Origin of the sequence: Sorangium sp. So ce448, assembly GCF_051520915.1 — a bacterium.
GTDB lineage: Bacteria > Myxococcota_A > Polyangia > Polyangiales > Polyangiaceae > Sorangium > Sorangium cellulosum_B.
The window spans coordinates 4469708-4489334 of record NZ_CP150343.1 but is presented as its reverse complement, the minus strand read 5'-3'; the positions used below and the strand labels follow the sequence as shown (position 1 = coordinate 4489334).

Genomic DNA, 19627 nt, shown 5'->3' with positions numbered 1-19627 from the left:
GGCCGACGCGCGTTCACTTGCCCTTGGCGGAGCACTGCATCGCGCACATCAGATCGCCGACCGCGCACCCGCAGCCGCCGCGCTTCGCGGGGGCCGGAGCGGCCGGCGCCGGGGCGGCCGCAGCAGGAGCCTGCTTGCCTCCGGTGCTGCCACCGGTGCTCGGTCGCGTCGAGGGCCTCGTGCTCGGACGCGCCCCTGCTGCCGTCGGCGCGGCGCTCGGCGCGGCGCTCGCGACGGGTTCTGCCGTCGCGGTCGCCGACGCCGTCGCCGACGCGGTGGGCGCGGGCGCCGGCGCCGTGTCGAGGGGCGCCGTCGTCGCCGGCGCGGCGGCCGTGGGCGGCGTGGTCTCGACCGCGGTGGGGACCGGCGTGCTGCCCCCGCCCTTCATCAGGAAGAAGACACCTGCGATCGCGATGCCCGCGATCGCGATGCCCGCGGCGATGATCAGCGGGGCGCGGTTCTTGGAAGGGGCCTCGCCGACGTTCGGCGGCGCGACCGACGGCGCTCGCGCCGTGGTCACGATCGGCGCGCTGAGCTGGAACAGGCCGCCATCGTTGGCGACGATGCTCGCGACGGGCGACGGCGCTCGGACGCCGGCTCCCGACGCAAGGGCCTTCAGGTCGATGAGGCCGGAGTCGTCCGAGGCGGTGACGGCCGCCCGCGCCGGGGCCGGAGCGGCGGCCTTCGCCGTGAGGGCGCTCAGCGAGAACAGCATCGAGTTCTCGTCGCGCTGGCCAGGCGCGGCGCCGCTCTTGAAGAGCGGAGCGCTCGTCGCCACATCGTCGGAGCTGGGCCGGTGCGCCTCGACGCCCGGGCTCGCGCCGAAGAGATCCTGCGTCGGACGCGCCGGATCGCGACGCACCGCCGCTGCTCGAGGAGCGGCCGCCGCGACCGACTCGACGCCCGGGGAGGTCTGCCCGAGGGCCGCTCCCCCGCTGGGCACCGACGTCGAGGGCACCGGCGCCGCCTCCTGCGCGGCGACGGAGGCGGGAGCGCTGCCTGCATGCAGGGCCGCGACGATCGTGTCGATCTGGCCGAGCGGCTGCCAGTCGGCCATGCCGTCTGCCCAGACGTACGTCTCGGCGTTGATCACCCCCGACTGGTAGCTCGTGACGATCTCGGCCAGCGCCATCGAGCGCTGATCGCCGTCCGCCACGTTGACCAGGTACGTCGTCCCGTCATTCGGAACGGTCGTGCCGGAGACCGGATCGGCGACCCCGCCGTTGGTCGTCACGCCCGAGCTGTTCACGAGGATCGTCGCGCCGCATTTGCGGCACTTGATCTTGACGGTTCTGCCTTGGACCTTCTCGTCCGAGACGGTGTATTTCGACTGACAGGACTGGCAGGTGATCTTCATTGGGGGCTGGCCCGCTGGGGTGTAGTGCCGGCGAGGCGTCGCGTAGAGTTTACCTTGATGCCGCGCCGGTGGCTCGCTCTCTGACGTGCCAGTCGCGCGTCTGATCTCGCAGCTCCGCTTTACGATAGCCGAGGTCGTCGTCCCTTCGTAAAGCACAAAGGGACGGACCTCCGACGAGACCGTTGTCGGGGTGCGGCGCAGCAGCGCGCAGGTCGGGCTCCGGAGTGCGACCAGCCGGCTGGCGGCGCGGCTCAGGCGCCCCTCCGCGCGGGGATCCGCGCGGGGATCCGCGCGGGGAGGCGCCTCACACTCGACGCGCCCGCGCGACCCGTGATTGCTGCGGTACTGCGAACCTGCGGTGTGGCGGTGTGAGCTCGCGGCGCGGCGCGGTGTGGCCTCGCGGCGCAGAGCGGCAAGGAGGCTCCGTCAGGCGTCGCCGCGCGCGGAACCGAGCTCTTCCAGGACGGGCTCGTCGGTGACGACCGGCACATCGTCGACCGGGTCTTGCGGCTCGGCGCTCTCGCTGTGCCCCTGGGCCTCGTGGCTCCCCACGTGCTCCCCGTACGCCTGCAGCTTCGAGTACAGGCCACGGCGGCTGATCCCGAGCACGCGGGCGGCGCGCTGTTTGTTGCCGCGCACCGCCTCGAGCGTCAGCAGGATGAGCTTGCGCTCCGCGTCCGCCAGGCGCGTTCCGACCGGAAGGCGCAGCACGAGCGGGTGCTCGGCCGCTTCGCCGGCGTCCCGCGACGGCTCGGCCTCGTGCGTGCCCGCCTCCCCCGGCCTCCGCGGCATCGAGGCTGGGCCGATGGAGGACGGCACAGGCTGCGCGCCGACGTGCGACGGCACGGGCTCGGAGGGAACCACCAGGTCGGCGGCATGAACGATCGGCACCGAGAGCGGCTCGGCCGGCTCGGCAGGGACGACCGGCGCCGCCACCCTCGCCGACGGGATGCTGTCATAGGAACGCCGGCCCGAGCGCCGTTCGATCCGGCCCTGGCCGAGCTGGACGTCGTTGGCCGAGACCAGCTCGTTCGAGGCGAAGAGCGCCGTCTGCTCGATGACGTTGCGCAGCTCGCGGACGTTGCCGGGCCAGTCGTGCTCGGCCAGCCGCTCGACGGCGGCGTCGGAGAGGCGGCGGGCCGGGGTGCCGTAGCGCTTGGCGAACTTCAGCAGGAAGCGCTCGGCGATGGGCAGGATGTCCTCCCTGCGCTCGCGCAGCGGGGGCAGCGTCACCGTGAACACGTTGAGCCGGTAGTAGAGGTCCTCGCGGAAGACGCAGTCGTCGACGAGGTCGAGCAGGTCCTTGTTCGTGGCGGCGACGACGCGGACGTCGGCCTCGATCTCCTTGCGGCCGCCGACGCGCGTGAACCGGTACGTCTCGAGCACGCGGAGGAGGCTGACCTGCACGGCCGCGTCCATCGTGCCCACCTCGTCGAGGAAGACGGTGCCGCCCGCCGCCGCCTCGAACTTGCCCTCCGCGGCCGCGAACGCGCCGGTGAACGAGCCCTTCTCGTGGCCGAAGAGCTCGCTGCCGATGAGCTCGCGCGGGATCGCGCCCGTGTGGACCGGCACGAACGGGCCCGCGCGGCGGCGGCTCCGGTTGTGGATGGCGCGCGCGACGAGCTCCTTGCCCGTGCCGCTCTCGCCGACGATGAGCACGGGCGCCATCGTCGCGGCGACGCGCTCGATGCGGGTGAAGACCTCCCGCATCCGCGGCGAGCCGCCGATCATCCCCTCGAACACGAGCTGCCCATGGAGGGGGTCGTCGTCGTCGAACTCGGTCGGCGGCGACGAGAGGAGCTCGCGCACGAGCAGCACGAGGCGCGCCGGATCGAGCGGCTTCTGGAGGTAGTCGGCCGCTCCCAGCTTGAGCGCGTCGACGGCGCTGGTGATCGACGCCGCGCCGGTGACCATGACCACGTGGGGCGGCGGCGCCTTCGGCTCGGGCCCCTCGAGCTCGCCGGGCGAGAGCCGGCGCATCAGATCGACCCCCGTCATGCCCGGAAGGTTGAGATCCGTGACGAGCACGTCAGCCGGCGTCCGCTGGTGGATCTCGAGCGCTTGCTCGCCGCTCGACGCAACGACGACGTCGAGCCCTTCGTGGCGCAGCACCGCCTCGAGGATGGCCGCCTGGTCGGGCTCGTCCTCGACGAGAAGCACACGGCCGTGATGGCTGTGGCTGCGATGCGGCGAGCGCGCTTGTCCACGCGGAATTGCAGCTGAAACTGCGTTCGGTCCCAAAGCTTCCCTCCCAGCTCGGCGGACGGACGGCTCGGCCCCGTGCGAGTTGAAACGTGCCGTTAAACTTGTACCTCGCGGGGGCCTGTTATCAACTCGGGAGTTGCCTCCTTCTCGGGTGCAAAGCCCCCCTCACATACCGTCCGCGACATGCCGTGCCTGCCCGACGGATGTGGCGCCCCTGGCTCACTGACTCCTGTGGTGACACGCCGCCGCGCGCATCACCAGCGCTCGATGATGCCGCATGCGATGCGATCGGCCAGCGCCATGCACGTAAGCATCGGATTCACTGCCGGACTTCCAGGAAAGATGCTCGTGTCAGCGACGTACACATTGTCCAGATCGTGGCAGCGCCCCTCCTCATCGACCACCCCGTCCCGCGGGCGCCTCGACATCCGCGCCGTACCGAAGGCGTGATTCGCCGCGGTGATCGTGTCGCGCCCGTCGAGCCGTTTGCTCTTCAGGATCTCGGCTTCTTTCGGCGACGTCAGCTCGTCGGGCACGCCGTGCAGCCCGGGCAGTATCGACGAGGCCCCCGCCGCCCAGCAGATGTCGGACAAGATGCCGAGACCGCGCTGGATCTTCTCGACGTCGCGCGGTGCGTAGTCGAATCGCACATCCGGGTCCCAGCTGCCGCGCTTCGGACGCACCGTCCCGCGCGACTGCTCGGCTGCAATGATGACGTCGAACGGCGCCATCCGATTGTATGTCCGGAGATGACGCTGGTAGTCGTGCCCGAGGCCGGGAAATCGCGCGGCGAGCACGGCCGGAGGCGACCAGAGGACCTCCAGCTTGATCCCTTGCTCGATGAAGTGGAGCGAGTGATAGCCCTGGGTCGCGCCCTCCCATGGATCGATGGGCTCCGGGAACACCGCCATGATGGCGAGCCCCGGGTGGAGCTGCAGCTCGTTGCCCACGTGGCCGCTCGAGCCGGCGGCGCCGCTGCGGAGCAGGATGAGCGGGGTCGCCATGCAGCCGGCCGCGAGCACGACGAGCTCCGCCCGTATCTCGACGGGCGCCCCCTCGCGCCAGGTGAACGGCTCGATCGTGCGCCCGCGCATCCCGGCGGCGCGCCTGCCGGAGAGCAGCAGGTGCTCGGCGCGGACGCTTGTGAAGACGCGCGCGCCCGCCCGGATCGCGGCGGGGACGTACGAGACGTCGGTCGACATCTTTGCGCGGTTGCGGCACCCCGTGAAGCACTCGCCCGAGCCGCGGCAGCCGCGCACGTTGCGGTGGGTCGGCTCGCTCGACAGCCCCAGCGCGTCGCAGCCGCGCTTGAAGCGCAGGTTGCGCTCGCCCTGCACCTCCATCGGCGTGGGCGAGACGCCGAGCAGGCGCTCGACGCGATCGTAGTGGGGCAGCAGCGCGTCCAGGGTGAGCGAGGCCGTGCCGGTCCGCTCTGCCCACTTGTCGAACACCCAGGCGGGCGAGCGCGCGCAGATGGCCGAGTTGACGACCGAGCCGCCCCCGAGCGCGATCGCCTGCATGGTCGGGATGAGCATGCGCCCGCGGGCGGCGCGCATCCCCCCCTCGCGCAGCGTGCGCGAGAGCGACTCGCCCGGCTCCTGGCGGAAATCCTCCACCCCGAACGGCGGCCCCTCCTCGACGAGGATCACGTCGCGGCCCGCCTCGGCGAGCTCCTTGGCGACGACCGCGCCGCCCGGACCCGAGCCGACGACGAGCACCTCGCACGACGCCCGCATCTCGCCCTCGTAGTCGGCGAACACCTTCACCTGCGAGCGCGGCTCGTCGGGCGTGAGCGGCTCCACCGCGCCCCTCGATCGGAGCGTCGCCTCGGAGAGCGAGCGCCGCTCGCGGCCCACGGCGCGAGGCGGCTCCGGGAAGACGGGGAGCTTCACGCCGTCACCCCCGGCGCGAGCGACGGGGGCGCCGCGGCGGCGGGCTCACCCGCCGCTCGGCCGGCGGCGCGGCGCTCGAAGGGCGTGGCGCAGCAGGCGACGCCGATCGCGCCGGCGACCTTCTCGTTCGCGAGATACCCCATCGAGAGCATCGTCCGGAGCGAGAGGAACGTCACCCGCCGGAGGTAGATGCAGCTCTGCGCCATCGACGCGAGCACCGCGATGCGATCGGCCTGCGGGAGGCGCGTGAAGCGTGCGCGGCGCGGCCCGAAGACCCAGGGCGAGAGCTCGACGAAGTGGAACAGCAGCCGCATGTAAGGCCGGAGAGGCCGCGGTGTGCGCGCGACGTAGCGGTCCACGTACTCGACCAGCCCGGCCTCCGTGCCGGAGACCGGGATCGGGCCCCCGGCCGGGAACAGGGCGTCAGCGCAGGCCGCCACGATGGCCCGCTCCTTCACGGACAGCGCGGGAGAGGGCGCACCGGGGGCCGACGCCCTGCGCACGAGGAAGACGGCGGCGAGGGCGAGCGCCGCCAGGACAACGACGGGAACGATCACGGGCAGGTGCGCAACGAGCTCGCTCATCACTCGACTCCTTCCTTGTCAGCACGGGAAGCCGTCGCCGTGGCTGCCTCGACAGCGTAGCCCTACAGTCAGAGTGCGCAATTTCGTTCGCACTGCGTGCGGGTGTTCGCACACCATCCTGTCCCGATTTACGCAGCTCGACGTTGTGGCTGTGACAATCGCGGTATCGTCCGCGCCCGATGAGCGACGAGCCCGTGACCGCGGTGGGGAGGAGCGAGGAGGTGGGACACGACGAGTCCATCGAAGGCGAGGAGCCGTCCGGAGCCGAGCGCGACAGCTCGCCGGCGCGCGATCTTCGAACCTGGCTCGCTGGCGCTCCCCTCCCCGCCTCGCTGGAGCTCACGCTCGGGCTGCTCGCGCCGATGGTGATCACGATCGCGGCCGCGCTCCGCGTCGCGAGCTTCACGATCGACGACGCGTACATCTCGTTCCGGTATGCGGAGAACCTCGCGAACGGAAACGGGCTCGTTTACAACGTGGGCGAGCGCGTCGAGGGCTACACGAACTTCCTCTGGACGGTGCTCCTCGCCGCGGCGGTGAAGCTCGGCGCGGCGCCGGCGGCGGCGTCGAAGGTGCTCGGCGCCGCCTGCGCCGCAGGTGCGCTCGTCCCGACCTACCTGCTCTCCCGGCGGCTGCGTCCGTTCTCGAACGTGCCCTGCCTCGCGACGTGGCTGCTCGCGATGAGCGTCCTCTTCTCCGGCTACGCGGTGTTCGGGCTGGAGACGCCGCTGTTCCTCCTGCTCACGCTCGCGGGGACCGAGCTCTTCTTCCGCGAAGAGGACGCCGCCAGCGACGACAGCGGCGCTCGGCCCGCGCTCGTCTTCTCATGGTTCCCCTGGTTCCCCTGGTCCGGCGCGGTGTTCGCGCTCGCCGCGCTCACCCGCCCGGAGGCGCCGCTGTTCCTCGGGCTGCTCGTCGTCTGGCACTCGGAGCAGGCGCTCTCGCGCCGGAGCGTGCTGCGCCTTGTCGCGTTCGCGCTCCCGGTCGCCGCGCACCTCGTATGGCGGCACAGCTACTACGGCGCGTGGCTCCCGAACACGCTCGCCGCGAAGACGGGCGACTTCGCGCAGCAGATCCAGGGCGGGGGCGACTACGTCCGCAAGTACGCGCAGCACGCCGGCGCCTTCCTGTGGCTCGGGATCCTCTCGGTCGCCTCATCCATCGTCCACCGGCGCCGGAGCGGCCTCGCGATCGCGTCGATCGCGCTGCTGTTCGGCGTGTACGTCGTCGCCGTGGGCGGCGACTGGATGCCTTACTTCCGGTTCCTCGCGCCCGCGGAGCCGTTCGCGTTCCTGCTCGCCGACGACGCGGTCCGCGCGATCGCCGCGCGCCGCGAGCGCGTGGCGTCGCTCGCGATCGCGGCGTTCGGCGCGATCACGATCGCGACCCGCGCCGGCGAGCTCGTGCGAGCCCAGCGGAACCTCCTCGTCAACGACAAGGGCTTCTGGGACGACGCCGCAGGGCGCTCCGCGGAGTGGCTCGTCCAGAACGCGGAGCCTGGCCCCATCGCGCTCGCCGACATCGGCTACGTCGGTTACCGCACGGGCTTCCCGGTCGTGGACATGCTCGGGCTGCTCAGCCCCGAGGTCTCCCGCCTGCCGGGCGCGTACACGCACAAGGTCGGGGCCGGCTACACCGACGCGATCTTCGCGAAGAACCCGCGCTACTTCTTGCTCATCTCCTCCGCGATCGACTGCAAGAGCCCCACGGTGCCCTCCTCCCGCGCCTCGTACGAAGACCCAAGGTTCAAGGCGGACTACAGGCTCCGCGAGGTCATCGCCCTCCGGAAGGGCGGCGCCTGGTGCATCTACGGGAAGACGTCGTATCCCTGACGAGCGTCGCCGGAGCGCGCGCGTCGTCCCGCGCTTCGCCTCGCGGCCCCTTCGCGCCGCGCCTCACGTCCGCGCCGGCGCTCCGCCTCGCTCCGCTTCCGCGTCGGCCGCGCGGGCCGCCCAGAAGGCGCGCACGTCCTCGATGCGGTCGGTCCGGCGTGCGTCGGGCAAGCTGTCGAGCAGCACGCGGCCGTAGCCGCGCGTGCGGATCCTCCGGTCCAGGATCGCGACGATGCCGCGATCGGTGCGCGCGCGGATCAGCCGGCCGAAGCCCTGCTTCAAGGTGATCGCGGCCTGCGGCACGCTGTAGGCGATGAACGGGTTGCCGCCGCCCTGCTCGATCGCCGTGCACCGGGCCGCGACGACGGGATCGGTCGGCACCGCGAACGGGAGCTTCTCGATGATCACGAGGCGCAGGGCCTCGCCGGGGACGTCCACCCCTTCCCAGAAGCTCATCGTCGCGACGAGCACCGCGTGCCGCTCTGCGCGGAAGCGGCGGAGCAGCGCGCCCTTCGGCGCGTCCCCCTGCACGAGCAGCGGGGCCTGCCGCCCCGAAGCGCTCCCGTCCGCGCGGGCCACCGCCGCGGCGCGCCCGAGCCGGACGCGGAGGGCCGCGGCGAGCGCGTTCATGGCGCGGATCGACGTGCAGAGGAGGAACGCGCCGCCGCCCGTGATGCCGATGAGCTCGGCCGCGCGATCGGCGGCCCGCTCGACGAACGCCGCGTCGGTCGCCTCCGGGAGGTCGCGCGGCGTGTAGAGCAGCGCGGCGGTCGGGTAGTCGAAGGGCGAAGGGACCTCGAGCTCGTCGACAGGGACCGACACGTCCTCGTCGAGTCCCATCCGCGAGCGGAGGAAGCGGAACCCCGCCCCGGCGGAGCCGCCCGTCGTCAGCGTGGCGCTCGTCAGCACCACGGCGCCGATCCGCTCGAAGACGTGCTCGCGCAGCATGTCCCCGAGATCGACCGGCGACGCGCCGAACGAGACGGCGCGGCCGCGCACCTCGACCCACGTGACCTGGTTCGTCGCGGGGTCGACGATCCGCGCCGCGTCGTCCCGCAGCTGCGCGGCGCGGTTGCCGACGAGCTGCACCGCCTCGCTGATCGCGTTCGCGCTCGCGTACGCCGCGAGCGCCTCGAGGTGGTCGTCGAGGCGGTGGTACGCGTCGAGCAGCTCCCCGGACCAGGCGTCCCTGGCGAGCGGGCTCCGGGCTTCGCCGCGATCCCCGCCGCCGGCGGCGCCGCCCAGCGAGGCGAGCCGATCGAAGAGCGCGTCCGCGGACTCGCGCACCACGGCCGTGATCGCCGTCCCCTCGCCCCGCCCGAGGATGCGATCGGCGAGGCCCGACGCGATGAAGGCCCGGTCCGCGTCGCGCAGCATCGAGTCGACCCGCGCGCGAGAGACGCGGACGCCGAAGAAGCCCGTCGCGATGTCCTCGAGCTGGTGCGCCTCGTCGAAGATGACCGCGTCGTACGGCGGGAGCGCGCCGGCGCCGGCGAAGCCGCGGCGCGCTCCGGCGATCTTCAGCGCGAGATCCGCGAAGAAGAGGTGGTGGTTGACGACGAGGAGGCGCGCCGCCTCGCTGTCGCGCTTCATCCGCGTGACGAAGCACCTATCGAAGTACTCGCACGAGGCGCCGAGGCGCGTCTCGCTGGACGACGCGACCTCTCGCCAGAGCGGATCCCCCTCGGCGAGGTGGGCGAGCTCCGCGACGTCGCCCATCTCGGTCTCCTGCGCCCACGCCTCGATCAGCGGCAGCGAGCGCCCCGCGAGCCCGGCGCCCGCGCCAGGGCTGGTCCGGAGCTCGCTGAAGCGCCGCAGGCACAGGTAGTTGCCGAGCCCCTTCACCAGCGCCGCGCGCGGATCCAGCCGGAGGTGCTCGGCCACGAGCGGCAGATCCTTCGTGTAGATCTGGTCCTCGAGCGCCTTCGTCGCGGTCGAGACGACGACCTTGCGACCGCTCAGTATCGCGGGCACCAGGTAGGCGAGCGTCTTGCCCGTCCCGGTGCCCGCCTCGCAGAGGAGGATGCGGTCCTCGGCGAGCGCCCGCTCGACGGCGCTCGCCATCGCCACCTGCCCCTGTCGGTCCTCGTACCCGTCCAGGCCGCGCGCGAACGGGCCCGAGGGCCCGAGCAGGCTCGCGGCGCGGTCAAAAGGCATCGCGTACCGCTCAGCGCGGCAGGGCAGTCTTCTCCAGCGAGAGGGCGAACCCCACCTCGCTGATGGCGAGCTCGAGCGACGCCACGCCCTTCTCGAAGTGGACCTCGCACCACGTATCGAGCGTCCGCTCGGCGTCGCCGGGGTCGCGGACGTGGCGGAGGGCGGCCTCGGCCTCGGTGTAGCCACGCGCCACGGCGGGCTCGGCCATCCCGCGCGCCCGCTCGAAGAGCTGCTCGTCCGCCGCACCCGGGAAGTCGTTGCGCTGGGCGCGCACGACGAACCCGACCCGCAGCGGCTCGGCGCCCACGACGATCCCCGAGTCCATGAGGAGGTTCTCCCGCACCCGCTCCGCGACCTGCACGGCGTCGCCCCGGGTGCGATAAACCTCGAATCCGGCCTGGAGCAGGGCCTTCTTTATCTCCGCGGGTGTCGGCATCTTCCGCTGGTTTCCGGCTACCCCCAGCTGTCAGCAGGAACATCCATCGCAAAATTGCGGGTGCCTCGTCAAGCCGACAGCGCCGACCAGGTGTGGCGCTCTTGCGCGCCGGCGCGCTCCTGTGAGCTCAGGAGCTCGATCGCGGCGACCTCGAGGGGCCTCCTTCCACGCCCCCCAGACCGTTGATGCGCTCCCGATCCTCCAGGCCATCCAGGAAACACACCCCCACGATCGATCCATCGGGCTCGTCCTGCACCCACATTATCTTACCTGGACGCGGGCTTCTGCCGTCGAGCCAGACCGTTAGCTCCGTACCGGGATCGAGTGAATTTTCTATCACCACCCTGAGTCCGCCGACGCTCACGTTCAGCGTCCAGCCGGCGACGGCGCGCTCGCCGGTCTCCAGGCGTACCCGTTCGCTCAGCTCACGGCGTGGGCTCCTGCGACGGTTGGCCAGGAGCTCAGGCGGAATCTGGAGTGACGGGGGGGTGAGGGTTCTGCGTCGAATCACGAAAGAAAATTACAAGCACACGCCGTGCCCGGGGACAGAAATGTGAGCTCCGGTCGATATTCAGTATGGACGGGAGCTGCGTCCTGCGCGGTGCACGAGGATGCGCCCTCTACGGCGGCCGTCAGTGCGCGTCGGCGTGGTCGGGCTGGTGGCCGGAGCCGTCGCTCGGCTCCTCGAAGACGGAGACGGGCTCGAGCAGGGACAGCTGCTCGCGCTTGATGCCTACGCCCTTGTCGGAGAAGAAGAGGTCGTTCTCCTGAAGCCGCGAACGCACACGGGCGATGAACAGGATAGGCATGCCCGCCTGCGTGTAACCGAGCTGCACGAGCGTGCCCTTCGGCCAGTTGCCGCCGTCGAACGCGAGCTCCTTGCGAAGCGTGTAGAACCCTTCGGCGGGGAGGCGCTGCAGGGAGTCTGCCCACGTCGTGCCCCGGAACGCGACGGCAGGGCCGTGGAAGTGCCAGCGGTTGTGAACGTTGTGGTCGGGCGTCGTGACCGTCGGCAGACCGTTGTCCGAGTGGTTGTGGAAGGAGACGATGGTGCCAGCAGGCACCTTGTCCTCGTTTCCGGGGAGCGGCTTTGTCGTCAGGTAGAGGCCGCAATCGGGGAGGTGTGACTTCGAGCTTGCCATGGCATGTGCCCCTAGCCCCGCTCCCGACCGCCGTAAAGACACGCCGTCGACGCCGTGCTATGCCGCGCCAGGCCAAGGCGGGAGGCCGCTCGAAGAGCGAGCGGCGCACGCCCCGGGAGCGAGCCCTTCGTGAACAGACTGAGCCAAATCTTCGGCGCCGCCATCATCATCGCGATCGCCGTCGTCTTCATCGTCCAGTTTCGCCCGAGCACGGGGCCCGTGCAGTCGGCCGGGAGCACCTGTGCAGTCGAGGTCCGAGGCAGCTGCATCTCCTCGATCGACTTCAACGCGTCGAAGAACCTGCTCGCGATGCGGAGCCCCGACGAAAACCGCCTCCGGGCGATGGGTTACCGGCGGCTCACGGCGGAGGGGCTCTACGAGCGGTGGCTCCTCAACGAGGACGCGAAGCGCCTCGGGATCAGCGTCTCGGACGACGAGCTCACGAACGAGCTCGTGGCTGGCAGGGTGCATGTCTCGCTCCCGGCAGACAAGATCCGCCAGGTCGGTTACGCCCTCAGCCTCCGGGAAGACCTCACTCGCTACCTGGACGTCCGCAACCGGCAAACGAAGAAATTCGACAACAAGCAGTACGAGAAGCAAATCCGGAACATCACGAAGATGAGCCCCACGGACTTCCGCGATTACCAGCGGAAGGAGCTCATCGCCGCCCGGATGCGCGAGCTCATCCGGGCCCGGGTCCGGGTCGGCGAGAATGAGGCGTTCGAGCAGTTCTCGCGCGAGAAATCCACGAGGACGCTCGCCTATGTGCGCTTCGACCGGCGCTTCTACAGCGATCTCATCGTGGACACGTCGGAGAAGGCGATCCAGGCCTGGGCCGACAACAACAAAGAAGAGCTCGACAAGGCCTGGGAGGGGCGGAAGGCGCAGTATCAGCCCGAGTGCCGCGTCGCCCGCGTCCTCAGGGTCGAGGTGAAGCCCGAGGAGGCCGAGCAGGGACCGGAGGCGGGCAAGGCCGCCGCGAAGGCGCGGATCGAGGGCGCGGTCCAGCGCCTGAAGAAGGGCGAGAGCTTCGCCGACGTGGCCCGCAGCGCGAGCGACGATCCGAGCGCGGCGCGCGGCGGCGAGCTCGGATGCGTGGCCAAGGGGCGCCTGAGCAAGCCTGTCGAGGACAAGCTCTTCGAGATGAAGTCGGGCGATGTCTCGGACCTCATCGAGACCGAGGACGGCTTCCACGTGATCAAGCTCGAGCAGATCGCGAAGGACGCCGAGGCCGAGAAGATCGGCCGGCAGGAGACGGCGCGCGACCTCTACATCGCCCACGAGTCGGAGCGGCTCGCGGCCGAGGCCGCGAAGCAGGTGCTCGCCGCCGCAGCGGGCGGCAAGTCGCTGGAGGACGCGCTCGCCGCGTACATGGCCCAGCTCACGCCGGCGAAAGCGAGGGAGAAGGAGGGCGCCGCGGCGCCGGGCGCGAAGGCGGGCGCCGCGGCGAAGCAGGACGGCAACAAGGACGGGGGCGCGAAGGAGGGTGGCCAGGCCGAGGCCGGGGAGGCGCGAGCTCCCTACACGATCGCGACGCACCCGAACCGGCCCACCGTTGAGACGAGCCTGCCGTTCAACGTCTCCGGCTCGCCCATCGCCGACGCGAGGGACAGCACCGAGGCCGCGCGCATCGCCTTCCAGCTCAACAAGCCGGGCGACCTGCCCAAGGACGTCGTGGCGTTGGCGAACGGTTATGCGGTGATCCAGCTCAAGGAGAAGACCTCTGCGAGCCAGGAGCAGTGGGACAAGGATCGCGAGTTCTACACGTCGGCCATGCGCGCCGCGAAGCAGAACGACGCGCTCATCGGGTACGTGCGCCGGCTGAAGTCGACGATCGGCAGCGAGGTGAAGTACGACCAGAACCTCCTCAAGGAGTCCAAGCCAGCCGAGGACGGCTCCGGCGAGCCGCCGCTGCCGCTCGAAGACGAGGGGGAATGACGTCGCTCCCGCTGCGTGACGCGCGCGACGTCGTCCTCTCGAACGGCCTCAAGGTCGTCCTCGTACCGCAACCGCACGTCCACCGGGCGGTCGCGTCGCTTTACCTGCGCGTCGGCTCGCGGTTCGAGAGCCAGCAGAACAACGGGATCTCGCACTTCCTGGAGCACATGGTGTTCCGGGGGACGCCGACGCTGCCGACCGCGCACGCGCAGGCGCTCGCCTTCGAGCGCCTCGGAGGGACGCTCTACGCGGCGACGCACGTCGACCACGGCGTGATGAGCATCTCCGTGCCGCCGACGAACCTGGAGCCGGTGCTGGCCCTGCTGGGCGAGGTGACCACGTCGCCCCGCTTCACCGCGATCGAGGTCGAGCGCGGCATCGTGCGCGAGGAGATCCTCGAGGACCTGGACGACGAGGGGCGCGACATCGACGCGGACAACAACGCGCGCGCGCTCATGTACGAGCGACACCCGCTCGGGTTCACCATCACGGGCGACATCGAGGCGCTCGATCGCTTCGACGAGCCGATGCTGCGCGTCCACCACGCCCGGCACTACACGACGGCGAACGCGGTGCTCTGCCTCGCGGGGCGGCTCGATCCCGAGGCGTGCGCGCGGGTCGCCGAGCGGCACTTCGGCGCCATGCCGCGCGGCGAGCAGGTGCCCGCCGCGCCCCCGCCCAACGGGCAGAAGAAGCCGAGGTTCCGCTTCATCGAGAACCAGTCGAGCCAGACCGATCTGCGGATCGCGTTCCGGGGCGTGAGCGAGCGCGATCCGCGCGAGCCCGCCGTGGAGATGCTCCTCCGCGTCCTCGACGACGGCATGTCGACGCGGCTGTACGAGCGGATCTGCGATCGGCTGGGCCTCTGCTACGACGTGTCGGGGATGTTCGAGGCCTACGAGGACGACGGGGTCGTCGACATCGCCGCGGGCGTCCAGCACGACCGCGCGACGGTGGTGGTCCGGGAGATCTTCGCGTTGCTCCGCGAGCTCGCCGAGGTCGGCCCGCGCGAGGACGAGCTCGCCAAGGCGCGCGACCGCCACCTCTGGTCGGTGGAGGCGATGCTCGACGACGCCGAGGCGACCGCCGGCTTCCACGGGCTCGCCGCGCTCGCCGACATCACGCGCACCCCGGAGGCGCGGCACGAGGAGCTCGCTCGCGTCAGCGTCGCCGACGTGCGCGACGCCGCGCGCGCGCTGTTCCGGCCGGAGCGCCTCACCGTGGTGGCCGTGGGCCTGCTCCGCTCCTCGGAAGAGGCGAAGCTGGAGAAGGCCGTCCGCTCGTTCGGTTGACCCAGCACGAGCCAAGAGCCGCGGCGCACCACGACAGCGGCGATCGAAGAGGAAGCGGAAGGAGCGGCCGTCGAAGGGCGCCCCCGTGCGCACGGCTGGCCACGGCTGCCCGCCGCACGGGAGCCAGCCTCGGCGTGCGAGCCGGGGTGCCCGGGCACACGTGTCAGCCGGGCCTTGGCGGCGAACCGGGCGCGTTCAGGGCCTTGCTCAAACTATTTGCATCTATGCGCATCAACACATATACATGATCCATGGTCTCGGCCGCAGAGACGCCGGCTCAACCGGAGGAGGCGGTGGCGCGGTGCGAGCTGTACCGGCTGCTGGCGGATCCGGTGCGGGTGCGGCTCCTCGGCCTGGCCGCGGCGGAGGAGCTCGCGGTCGGGGAGCTGGCCGAGCTGCTCCGCGAGGGCCAGCCGAAGATTTCGCGCCACGCGGCCGCGCTCCGTGAGGCGGGGATCCTGCTCGCCAGACGCCAGGGGACGTGGACGCTGCTCCGCCTGGATCCGCGCGCAACGACCGATCCCGTGGTCGACGACGCGGTGCGCGCGGGCCAGCGCGCGTGCGCGGCGGACGGGACGCTCGCGCGCGTCGAGGAGGTGCTGGCCGCGCGCGACGCCGAGACGCGCGAGTTCTTCGCGCGCGGCGGGCGGCCGTTGCGCCCGGGGCCGCCGGCCGAGCTCGCCGCCTACCTCGCGGCGCTCGCGCCGCTCCTGCCCCATCGGCGGCTGGCGGTCGACGCGGGCACCGGCGACGGGGCGCTGCTAGAGGTGCTGTCGCCCGTCTTCGATCGCGTCGTCGCGCTCGATCGCGCGAGCGCGCAGCTGCAGCTCGCCGGGGAGCGCCTGCGGCGGCGCAGCCTCGAGAACGTCGAGCTGGTGTGCGGCGAGATCGACGGGCCCGAGGTGATCCGGGCCGTGGCGCGCGCGCTCGGCGGCGATCCTCCGGAGGCCGGCGAGGCGCTCTCCGGGGGCGCCGACGTTGTCTTCGCGGCGCGCGTGCTGCACCACGCGCCTCAGCCGGCGAAGGCGATGCGCGCGCTCGTCGAGCTCGCGCGCCCGGCCGCGCCCGGCCGCGGCGACGGCGCTCACGCCCGCGGGGGCGCGGTGTGCGTGCTCGATTACGAGGCGCACCACGATCAGGCCCTCCGGGAGCAGGAGGCGGACATCTGGCTCGGCTTCTCGCCGGGCGATCTCCGAGGCCTCGCCGAGGAGGCCGGGCTCACCGGCGTCGAGCTCCGGCGGCTGCCGTCGGCATGGCAGGGCGAAGGCCCGGATCGACACCTGGTTTGGCAGCTGCTCGTCGGCTGGCGCGGCGCGCGCTCAAGCGCATTCACCGAAAAGGCAAAGGGACACCATGACTGCTGAGAAGAAGCTCTCCTACAAGGTCGCCGACATCACGCTCGCGGACTGGGGTCGCAAGGAGATCCGCATCGCCGAGAAGGAGATGCCCGGGCTGATGGCGCTCAGGGCGGAGTACGGCCCGACGCAGCCGCTCAAGGGCGCGCGCGTCGCCGGCTGCCTCCACATGACGATCCAGACCGCGGTGCTGATCGAGACGCTGGTGGCCCTCGGCGCCGAGGTCACCTGGACGAGCTGCAACATCTACTCGACGCAGGATCACGCGGCGGCGGCGATCGCGGCGGCCGGCATCCCGGTCTTCGCGTGGAAGGGCGAGACCCTCGAGGAGTACGACTGGTGCATCGAGCAGCAGCTCTACGCCTTCAAGGGCGGCAAGGGGCCCAACATGATCCTCGACGACGGCGGCGATCTCACGATCGTCGCCCACGAGAAGCACCCGGAGCTCTTCACCGGCGCCGACCCGATCCGCGGGCTGTCCGAGGAGACGACGACCGGCGTGCACCGGCTCTACGAGATGCACCGCGCGGGCAAGCTGAAGGTGCCCGCGATCAACGTCAACGACTCGGTGACCAAGAGCAAGTTCGACAACCTCTACGGTTGCCGCGAGTCGCTGGGCGACGGGATCAAGCGGGCCACCGACGTGATGTTCGCCGGCAAGGTCGCCGTCGTGTGCGGCTACGGCGACGTCGGCAAGGGGTGCGCGCAGTCGCTGCGCGGCCTGGGGGCGCGCGTGATCATCACGGAGATCGACCCGATCTGCGCGCTGCAGGCGGCGATGGAGGGCTACGAGGTGAAGCGCCTCGAGACCGTCGCCCCGGTCGGCGACATCTTCGTCACGGCGACCGGCTGCGAGGACGTCGTCCGGGCGGAGCACATGATCGCGATGAAGGACGAGGCGATCCTCTGCAACATCGGGCACTTCGACTCCGAGATCCAGATCGCGTGGCTCGAGAAGAACCCCGAGATCAAGGAGGAGAGCATCAAGCCGCAGGTCGATCACTTCATCTTCCCGGACGGCAAGCGGCTGATCGTCCTCGCGCGCGGCCGGCTCGTGAACCTCGGGTGCGCCACCGGCCACCCGTCGTTCGTGATGTCGACCTCGTTCTCCAACCAGGTCCTCGCGCAGATCGCCCTGTGGACCGAGAAGCACACGATCGGCGTCCACCTGCTGCCGAAGAAGCTCGACGAGAAGGTCGCGGCGCTGCACCTGCCGAAGCTCGGGGTCGAGCTGACCCAGCTCACGACGGAGCAGGCGAAGTACCTGGGCGTCCCCGCCGAGGGCCCCTTCAAGGCCGAGAACTACCGCTACTGAGCGGCGGGCTTTCGGCGCCTCCGCCGCTGGGGTAGGCGGCCGAACGATGGATCCTCGCCACAGCAAGGACGAAGCCCAGCGCACCCTCGACACCTACGCCTCGACCTGGGGCGAGGATCTCGCCCTCCGCGTCTACACCTCCCGCCTGCTCGGCGCCGATCCGTCGCTCGTCCTCCACGGGGGCGGGAACACGAGCGTCAAGAGCACGGCCGTCGACCTGCTCGGCGATCGCGTCGACGTGCTCTTCATCAAGGGCAGCGGGTGGGACCTCGCGACCATCGAGCCGCGCGGCTTCCCGGCGTGCCGCCTCGCGCCGCTCCAGCGCGCCTGCGCGCTCGAGGCGATGACCGACGAGCAGATGGTCGCGCTGCTGCGCGGCCAGATGCTGGATCCGGCGAGCCCGACGCCATCGGTCGAGGCGCTGCTGCACGCGATCATCCCCGCGAAGTTCGTCGATCACACGCACGCGGACGCCGTCCTCGCGGTCATCGATCAGCCCGGCTCGGCCGAGGTCGTCCAGGCGATCTACGGGGACGGCGCGCTCTTCGTGCCGTACGTCATGCCGGGCTTCGCGCTCGCCCGCCGCGTCGCCGAGCTCGTCCGGGAGCGCCTCGCGCGAGGGGCGCTCCCGTCGCTGATGATCCTCGACAAGCACGGCGTCTTCACGTGGGGAGACACCGCCGAGGAGAGCTACACGCGCATGATCGACGCCGTGACGCGCGCCGAGCACTACATCGCCGAGCGCAGCGTGATCGTCTCGCACCCCACGGTGGTGGCGGATCCGGACCTCCGGGCCGCCATCGGGCCGGTCGTCCGCGGAGCGCTCGCCCGCGCGTCGGGGCGCCCCTGGGTCTGCACGCTCCGCACCGGCCTGGAGCTGCTCGCGTTCTGCGCGCGCGACGATCTGGCCAGGGTCTCGCAGATCGGCTGCGCCACGCCGGATCACGTCATCCGCACCAAGGCGCGGCCGCTCGTCATCCACAGCCACGACATCACCGACACGGCGCGCTTCCGCGCGACCGTCGAGCAGGCCATCGCGAGGTACGTGGACGAGTACCACGAGTACTTCCGCCGCTCCTGCGCGGCGCGGAGCGTCGTCCGCGACGAGCTCGATCCGTTCCCGCGGGTGCTGCTGTTCCCCGGGGCGGGCGCGCTGTGCGTGGGCGGCACCCGCGCCGAGGCGGAGATCGTCGCGGACGTCTACGCCCATACCGTCTCCGTGATCGAGGCCGCCGAGGCGCTCGGCGGGTACCAGCCGGTCCCGGAGCTCGATCTCTTCGACATGGAGTACTGGAGCCTCGAGCAGGCGAAGCTGAAGCTCGGCGCAGGCCAGCGGGGCCCGCTCGATCGACGGATCGCGCTCGTCACGGGCGCCGCCTCGGGGATCGGCCACGCGACGGCGGCGGCGTTCCTCGCCGCGGGGGCGCACGTGGTGCTGGCCGATCGCGACGAGGAGTCGCTCGAGAAGGCCGCCGCCGAGCTCGGGGGCCGCTACCGCGGCCGCTGCATGAAGGTCGCCTGCGACGTGCGCAGCGAGGCGAGCGTGCACCGCGCGTTCGCGCAGAGCGCGGCGCACTTCGGCGGCGTCGACGTCGTCGTGTCGAATGCAGGCCGCGCGTTCTCTGGATCGCTCCACACGTCCGAGGGGCACGAGGCCCTGTGCGCGTCGCTCGAGCTGAACCTGCTCGGCCACCAGAACGTCGCCCGCGCGGCGGCGCGGGTGCTGCTCGCGCAGGGCTCAGGCGGCGCGATCCTGTTCAACGCGTCGAAGAGCGCGTTCAACCAGGGGCCCGATTTCGGCCCCTACGGCGTCGCCAAGGCGGCGCTCGTCTCGCTGATGCGCCAGTACGCCGTGGACCTCGGGCCTCAGGGCATCCGGGCCAACGCCGTGAACGCCGACCGGATCCGCACCGCGCTCTTCGGCGCCGGCTTGCTGGAGGCGCGCGCCCGCGCCCGCAACGTCTCGGTCGACGACTACTTCCGCGACAACCTTCTCCGGCGCGAGACCACCGCGGCGGACGTGGCGCAGGCCTTCCTCTACCTCGCGACCGCCGAGGCCACGACGGGCTGCGTCGTGACCGTCGACGGCGGGAACGCCGCCGCTTTCCCCCGCTGAGCCGGT

The 19627-nt window shown here is 71.5% G+C and carries 14 protein-coding genes; 6 read left to right on the top strand and 8 right to left on the bottom strand.

Annotation, left to right across the window (positions count from 1 at the left end; genetic code table 11):
- Positions 1-13 precede the first annotated feature (13 nt).
- The 4 genes from WMF45_RS17090 to WMF45_RS17075 all read right to left on the bottom strand — a co-directional run bounded on the left by WMF45_RS17090 (position 14) and on the right by WMF45_RS17075 (position 6038).
- Positions 14-1357, bottom strand: coding sequence for a zinc-ribbon domain-containing protein (locus WMF45_RS17090; RefSeq protein WP_437717942.1), 1344 nt, complete (start codon positions 1355-1357; stop codon positions 14-16).
- 426 nt (positions 1358-1783) lie between these two features.
- Complete coding sequence (locus tag WMF45_RS17085) at positions 1784-3517, bottom strand: sigma-54-dependent transcriptional regulator (RefSeq protein WP_437717941.1); 1734 nt, start codon at positions 3515-3517, stop codon at positions 1784-1786.
- A gap of 299 nt (positions 3518-3816) precedes the next feature.
- Entirely contained in the window at positions 3817-5454 is a 1638-nt protein-coding gene (locus WMF45_RS17080; RefSeq protein WP_437717940.1) for a GMC family oxidoreductase, read from the bottom strand.
- Positions 5451-6038: a gluconate 2-dehydrogenase subunit 3 family protein gene (locus WMF45_RS17075; RefSeq protein WP_437717939.1), complete on the bottom strand. Its 588-nt coding sequence runs from the start codon at positions 6036-6038 to the stop codon at positions 5451-5453. Before WMF45_RS17075 ends, WMF45_RS17080 begins: the two co-directional genes overlap by 4 nt.
- Before the next feature lie 179 nt (positions 6039-6217).
- Between WMF45_RS17075 and WMF45_RS17070 the strand changes: the two genes are divergently transcribed.
- Positions 6218-7870: a hypothetical protein gene (locus WMF45_RS17070; protein WP_437717938.1), complete on the top strand. Its 1653-nt coding sequence runs from the start codon at positions 6218-6220 to the stop codon at positions 7868-7870.
- A gap of 63 nt (positions 7871-7933) precedes the next feature.
- On the opposite strand, the gene WMF45_RS17065 is transcribed toward WMF45_RS17070, so the two are convergent.
- From WMF45_RS17065 to WMF45_RS17050, 4 genes are all read right to left on the bottom strand, one after another.
- Entirely contained in the window at positions 7934-10027 is a 2094-nt protein-coding gene (locus WMF45_RS17065) for an ATP-dependent DNA helicase (RefSeq protein ID WP_437717937.1), read from the bottom strand.
- A gap of 10 nt (positions 10028-10037) precedes the next feature.
- Entirely contained in the window at positions 10038-10463 is a 426-nt protein-coding gene (locus WMF45_RS17060; RefSeq protein ID WP_437717936.1) for a hypothetical protein, read from the bottom strand.
- 127 nt (positions 10464-10590) lie between these two features.
- The gene (locus tag WMF45_RS17055) at positions 10591-10974 is read right to left on the bottom strand and encodes a PilZ domain-containing protein (protein WP_437717935.1); all 384 of its coding nucleotides are present in this window, start codon (positions 10972-10974) and stop codon (positions 10591-10593) included.
- 121 nt (positions 10975-11095) lie between these two features.
- Positions 11096-11605 (bottom strand): hypothetical protein, encoded by a 510-nt coding sequence (locus WMF45_RS17050; RefSeq protein WP_012235598.1) that lies wholly within the window; start codon positions 11603-11605, stop codon positions 11096-11098.
- Positions 11606-11734: 129 nt separating this feature from the next.
- Between WMF45_RS17050 and WMF45_RS17045 the strand changes: the two genes are divergently transcribed.
- The 5 genes from WMF45_RS17045 to WMF45_RS17025 all read left to right on the top strand — a co-directional run bounded on the left by WMF45_RS17045 (position 11735) and on the right by WMF45_RS17025 (position 19621).
- On the top strand, positions 11735-13543 hold the full coding sequence (locus WMF45_RS17045) for a peptidylprolyl isomerase (protein ID WP_437717934.1): 1809 nt from the start codon (positions 11735-11737) through the stop codon (positions 13541-13543).
- Positions 13540-14835, top strand: a complete 1296-nt coding sequence (locus tag WMF45_RS17040; RefSeq protein WP_437717933.1) for a M16 family metallopeptidase — start codon at positions 13540-13542, stop codon at positions 14833-14835. The genes WMF45_RS17045 and WMF45_RS17040 overlap by 4 nt, the downstream gene beginning before the upstream one ends.
- 251 nt (positions 14836-15086) lie before the next feature.
- Entirely contained in the window at positions 15087-16199 is a 1113-nt protein-coding gene (locus WMF45_RS17035; RefSeq protein WP_437717932.1) for an ArsR/SmtB family transcription factor, read from the top strand.
- On the top strand, positions 16189-17505 hold the full coding sequence (ahcY, locus tag WMF45_RS17030) for an adenosylhomocysteinase (RefSeq protein WP_437552819.1): 1317 nt from the start codon (positions 16189-16191) through the stop codon (positions 17503-17505). The genes WMF45_RS17035 and ahcY overlap by 11 nt, the downstream gene beginning before the upstream one ends.
- Before the next feature lie 46 nt (positions 17506-17551).
- Complete coding sequence (locus tag WMF45_RS17025) at positions 17552-19621, top strand: bifunctional aldolase/short-chain dehydrogenase (RefSeq protein ID WP_437717931.1); 2070 nt, start codon at positions 17552-17554, stop codon at positions 19619-19621.
- Positions 19622-19627 lie beyond the last annotated feature (6 nt).

What these genes read in the sequence shown, in the direction of transcription:
- ahcY (WP_437552819.1), top strand. Translation starts at nt 16,189, where the DNA reads ATGACTGCTGAGAAGAAGCTCTCCTACAAGGTCGCCGACATCACGCTC.
- WMF45_RS17070 (WP_437717938.1), top strand. Translation starts at nt 6,218, where the DNA reads ATGAGCGACGAGCCCGTGACCGCGGTGGGGAGGAGCGAGGAGGTGGGA.
- WMF45_RS17035 (WP_437717932.1), top strand. Translation starts at nt 15,087, where the DNA reads ATGGTCTCGGCCGCAGAGACGCCGGCTCAACCGGAGGAGGCGGTGGCG.
- WMF45_RS17040 (WP_437717933.1), top strand. Translation starts at nt 13,540, where the DNA reads ATGACGTCGCTCCCGCTGCGTGACGCGCGCGACGTCGTCCTCTCGAAC.
- WMF45_RS17075 (WP_437717939.1), bottom strand. Translation starts at nt 6,038, where the DNA reads ATGAGCGAGCTCGTTGCGCACCTGCCCGTGATCGTTCCCGTCGTTGTC.
- WMF45_RS17025 (WP_437717931.1), top strand. Translation starts at nt 17,552, where the DNA reads ATGGATCCTCGCCACAGCAAGGACGAAGCCCAGCGCACCCTCGACACC.
- WMF45_RS17090 (WP_437717942.1), bottom strand. Translation starts at nt 1,357, where the DNA reads ATGAAGATCACCTGCCAGTCCTGTCAGTCGAAATACACCGTCTCGGAC.
- WMF45_RS17060 (WP_437717936.1), bottom strand. Translation starts at nt 10,463, where the DNA reads ATGCCGACACCCGCGGAGATAAAGAAGGCCCTGCTCCAGGCCGGATTC.
- WMF45_RS17050 (WP_012235598.1), bottom strand. Translation starts at nt 11,605, where the DNA reads ATGGCAAGCTCGAAGTCACACCTCCCCGATTGCGGCCTCTACCTGACG.
- WMF45_RS17065 (WP_437717937.1), bottom strand. Translation starts at nt 10,027, where the DNA reads ATGCCTTTTGACCGCGCCGCGAGCCTGCTCGGGCCCTCGGGCCCGTTC.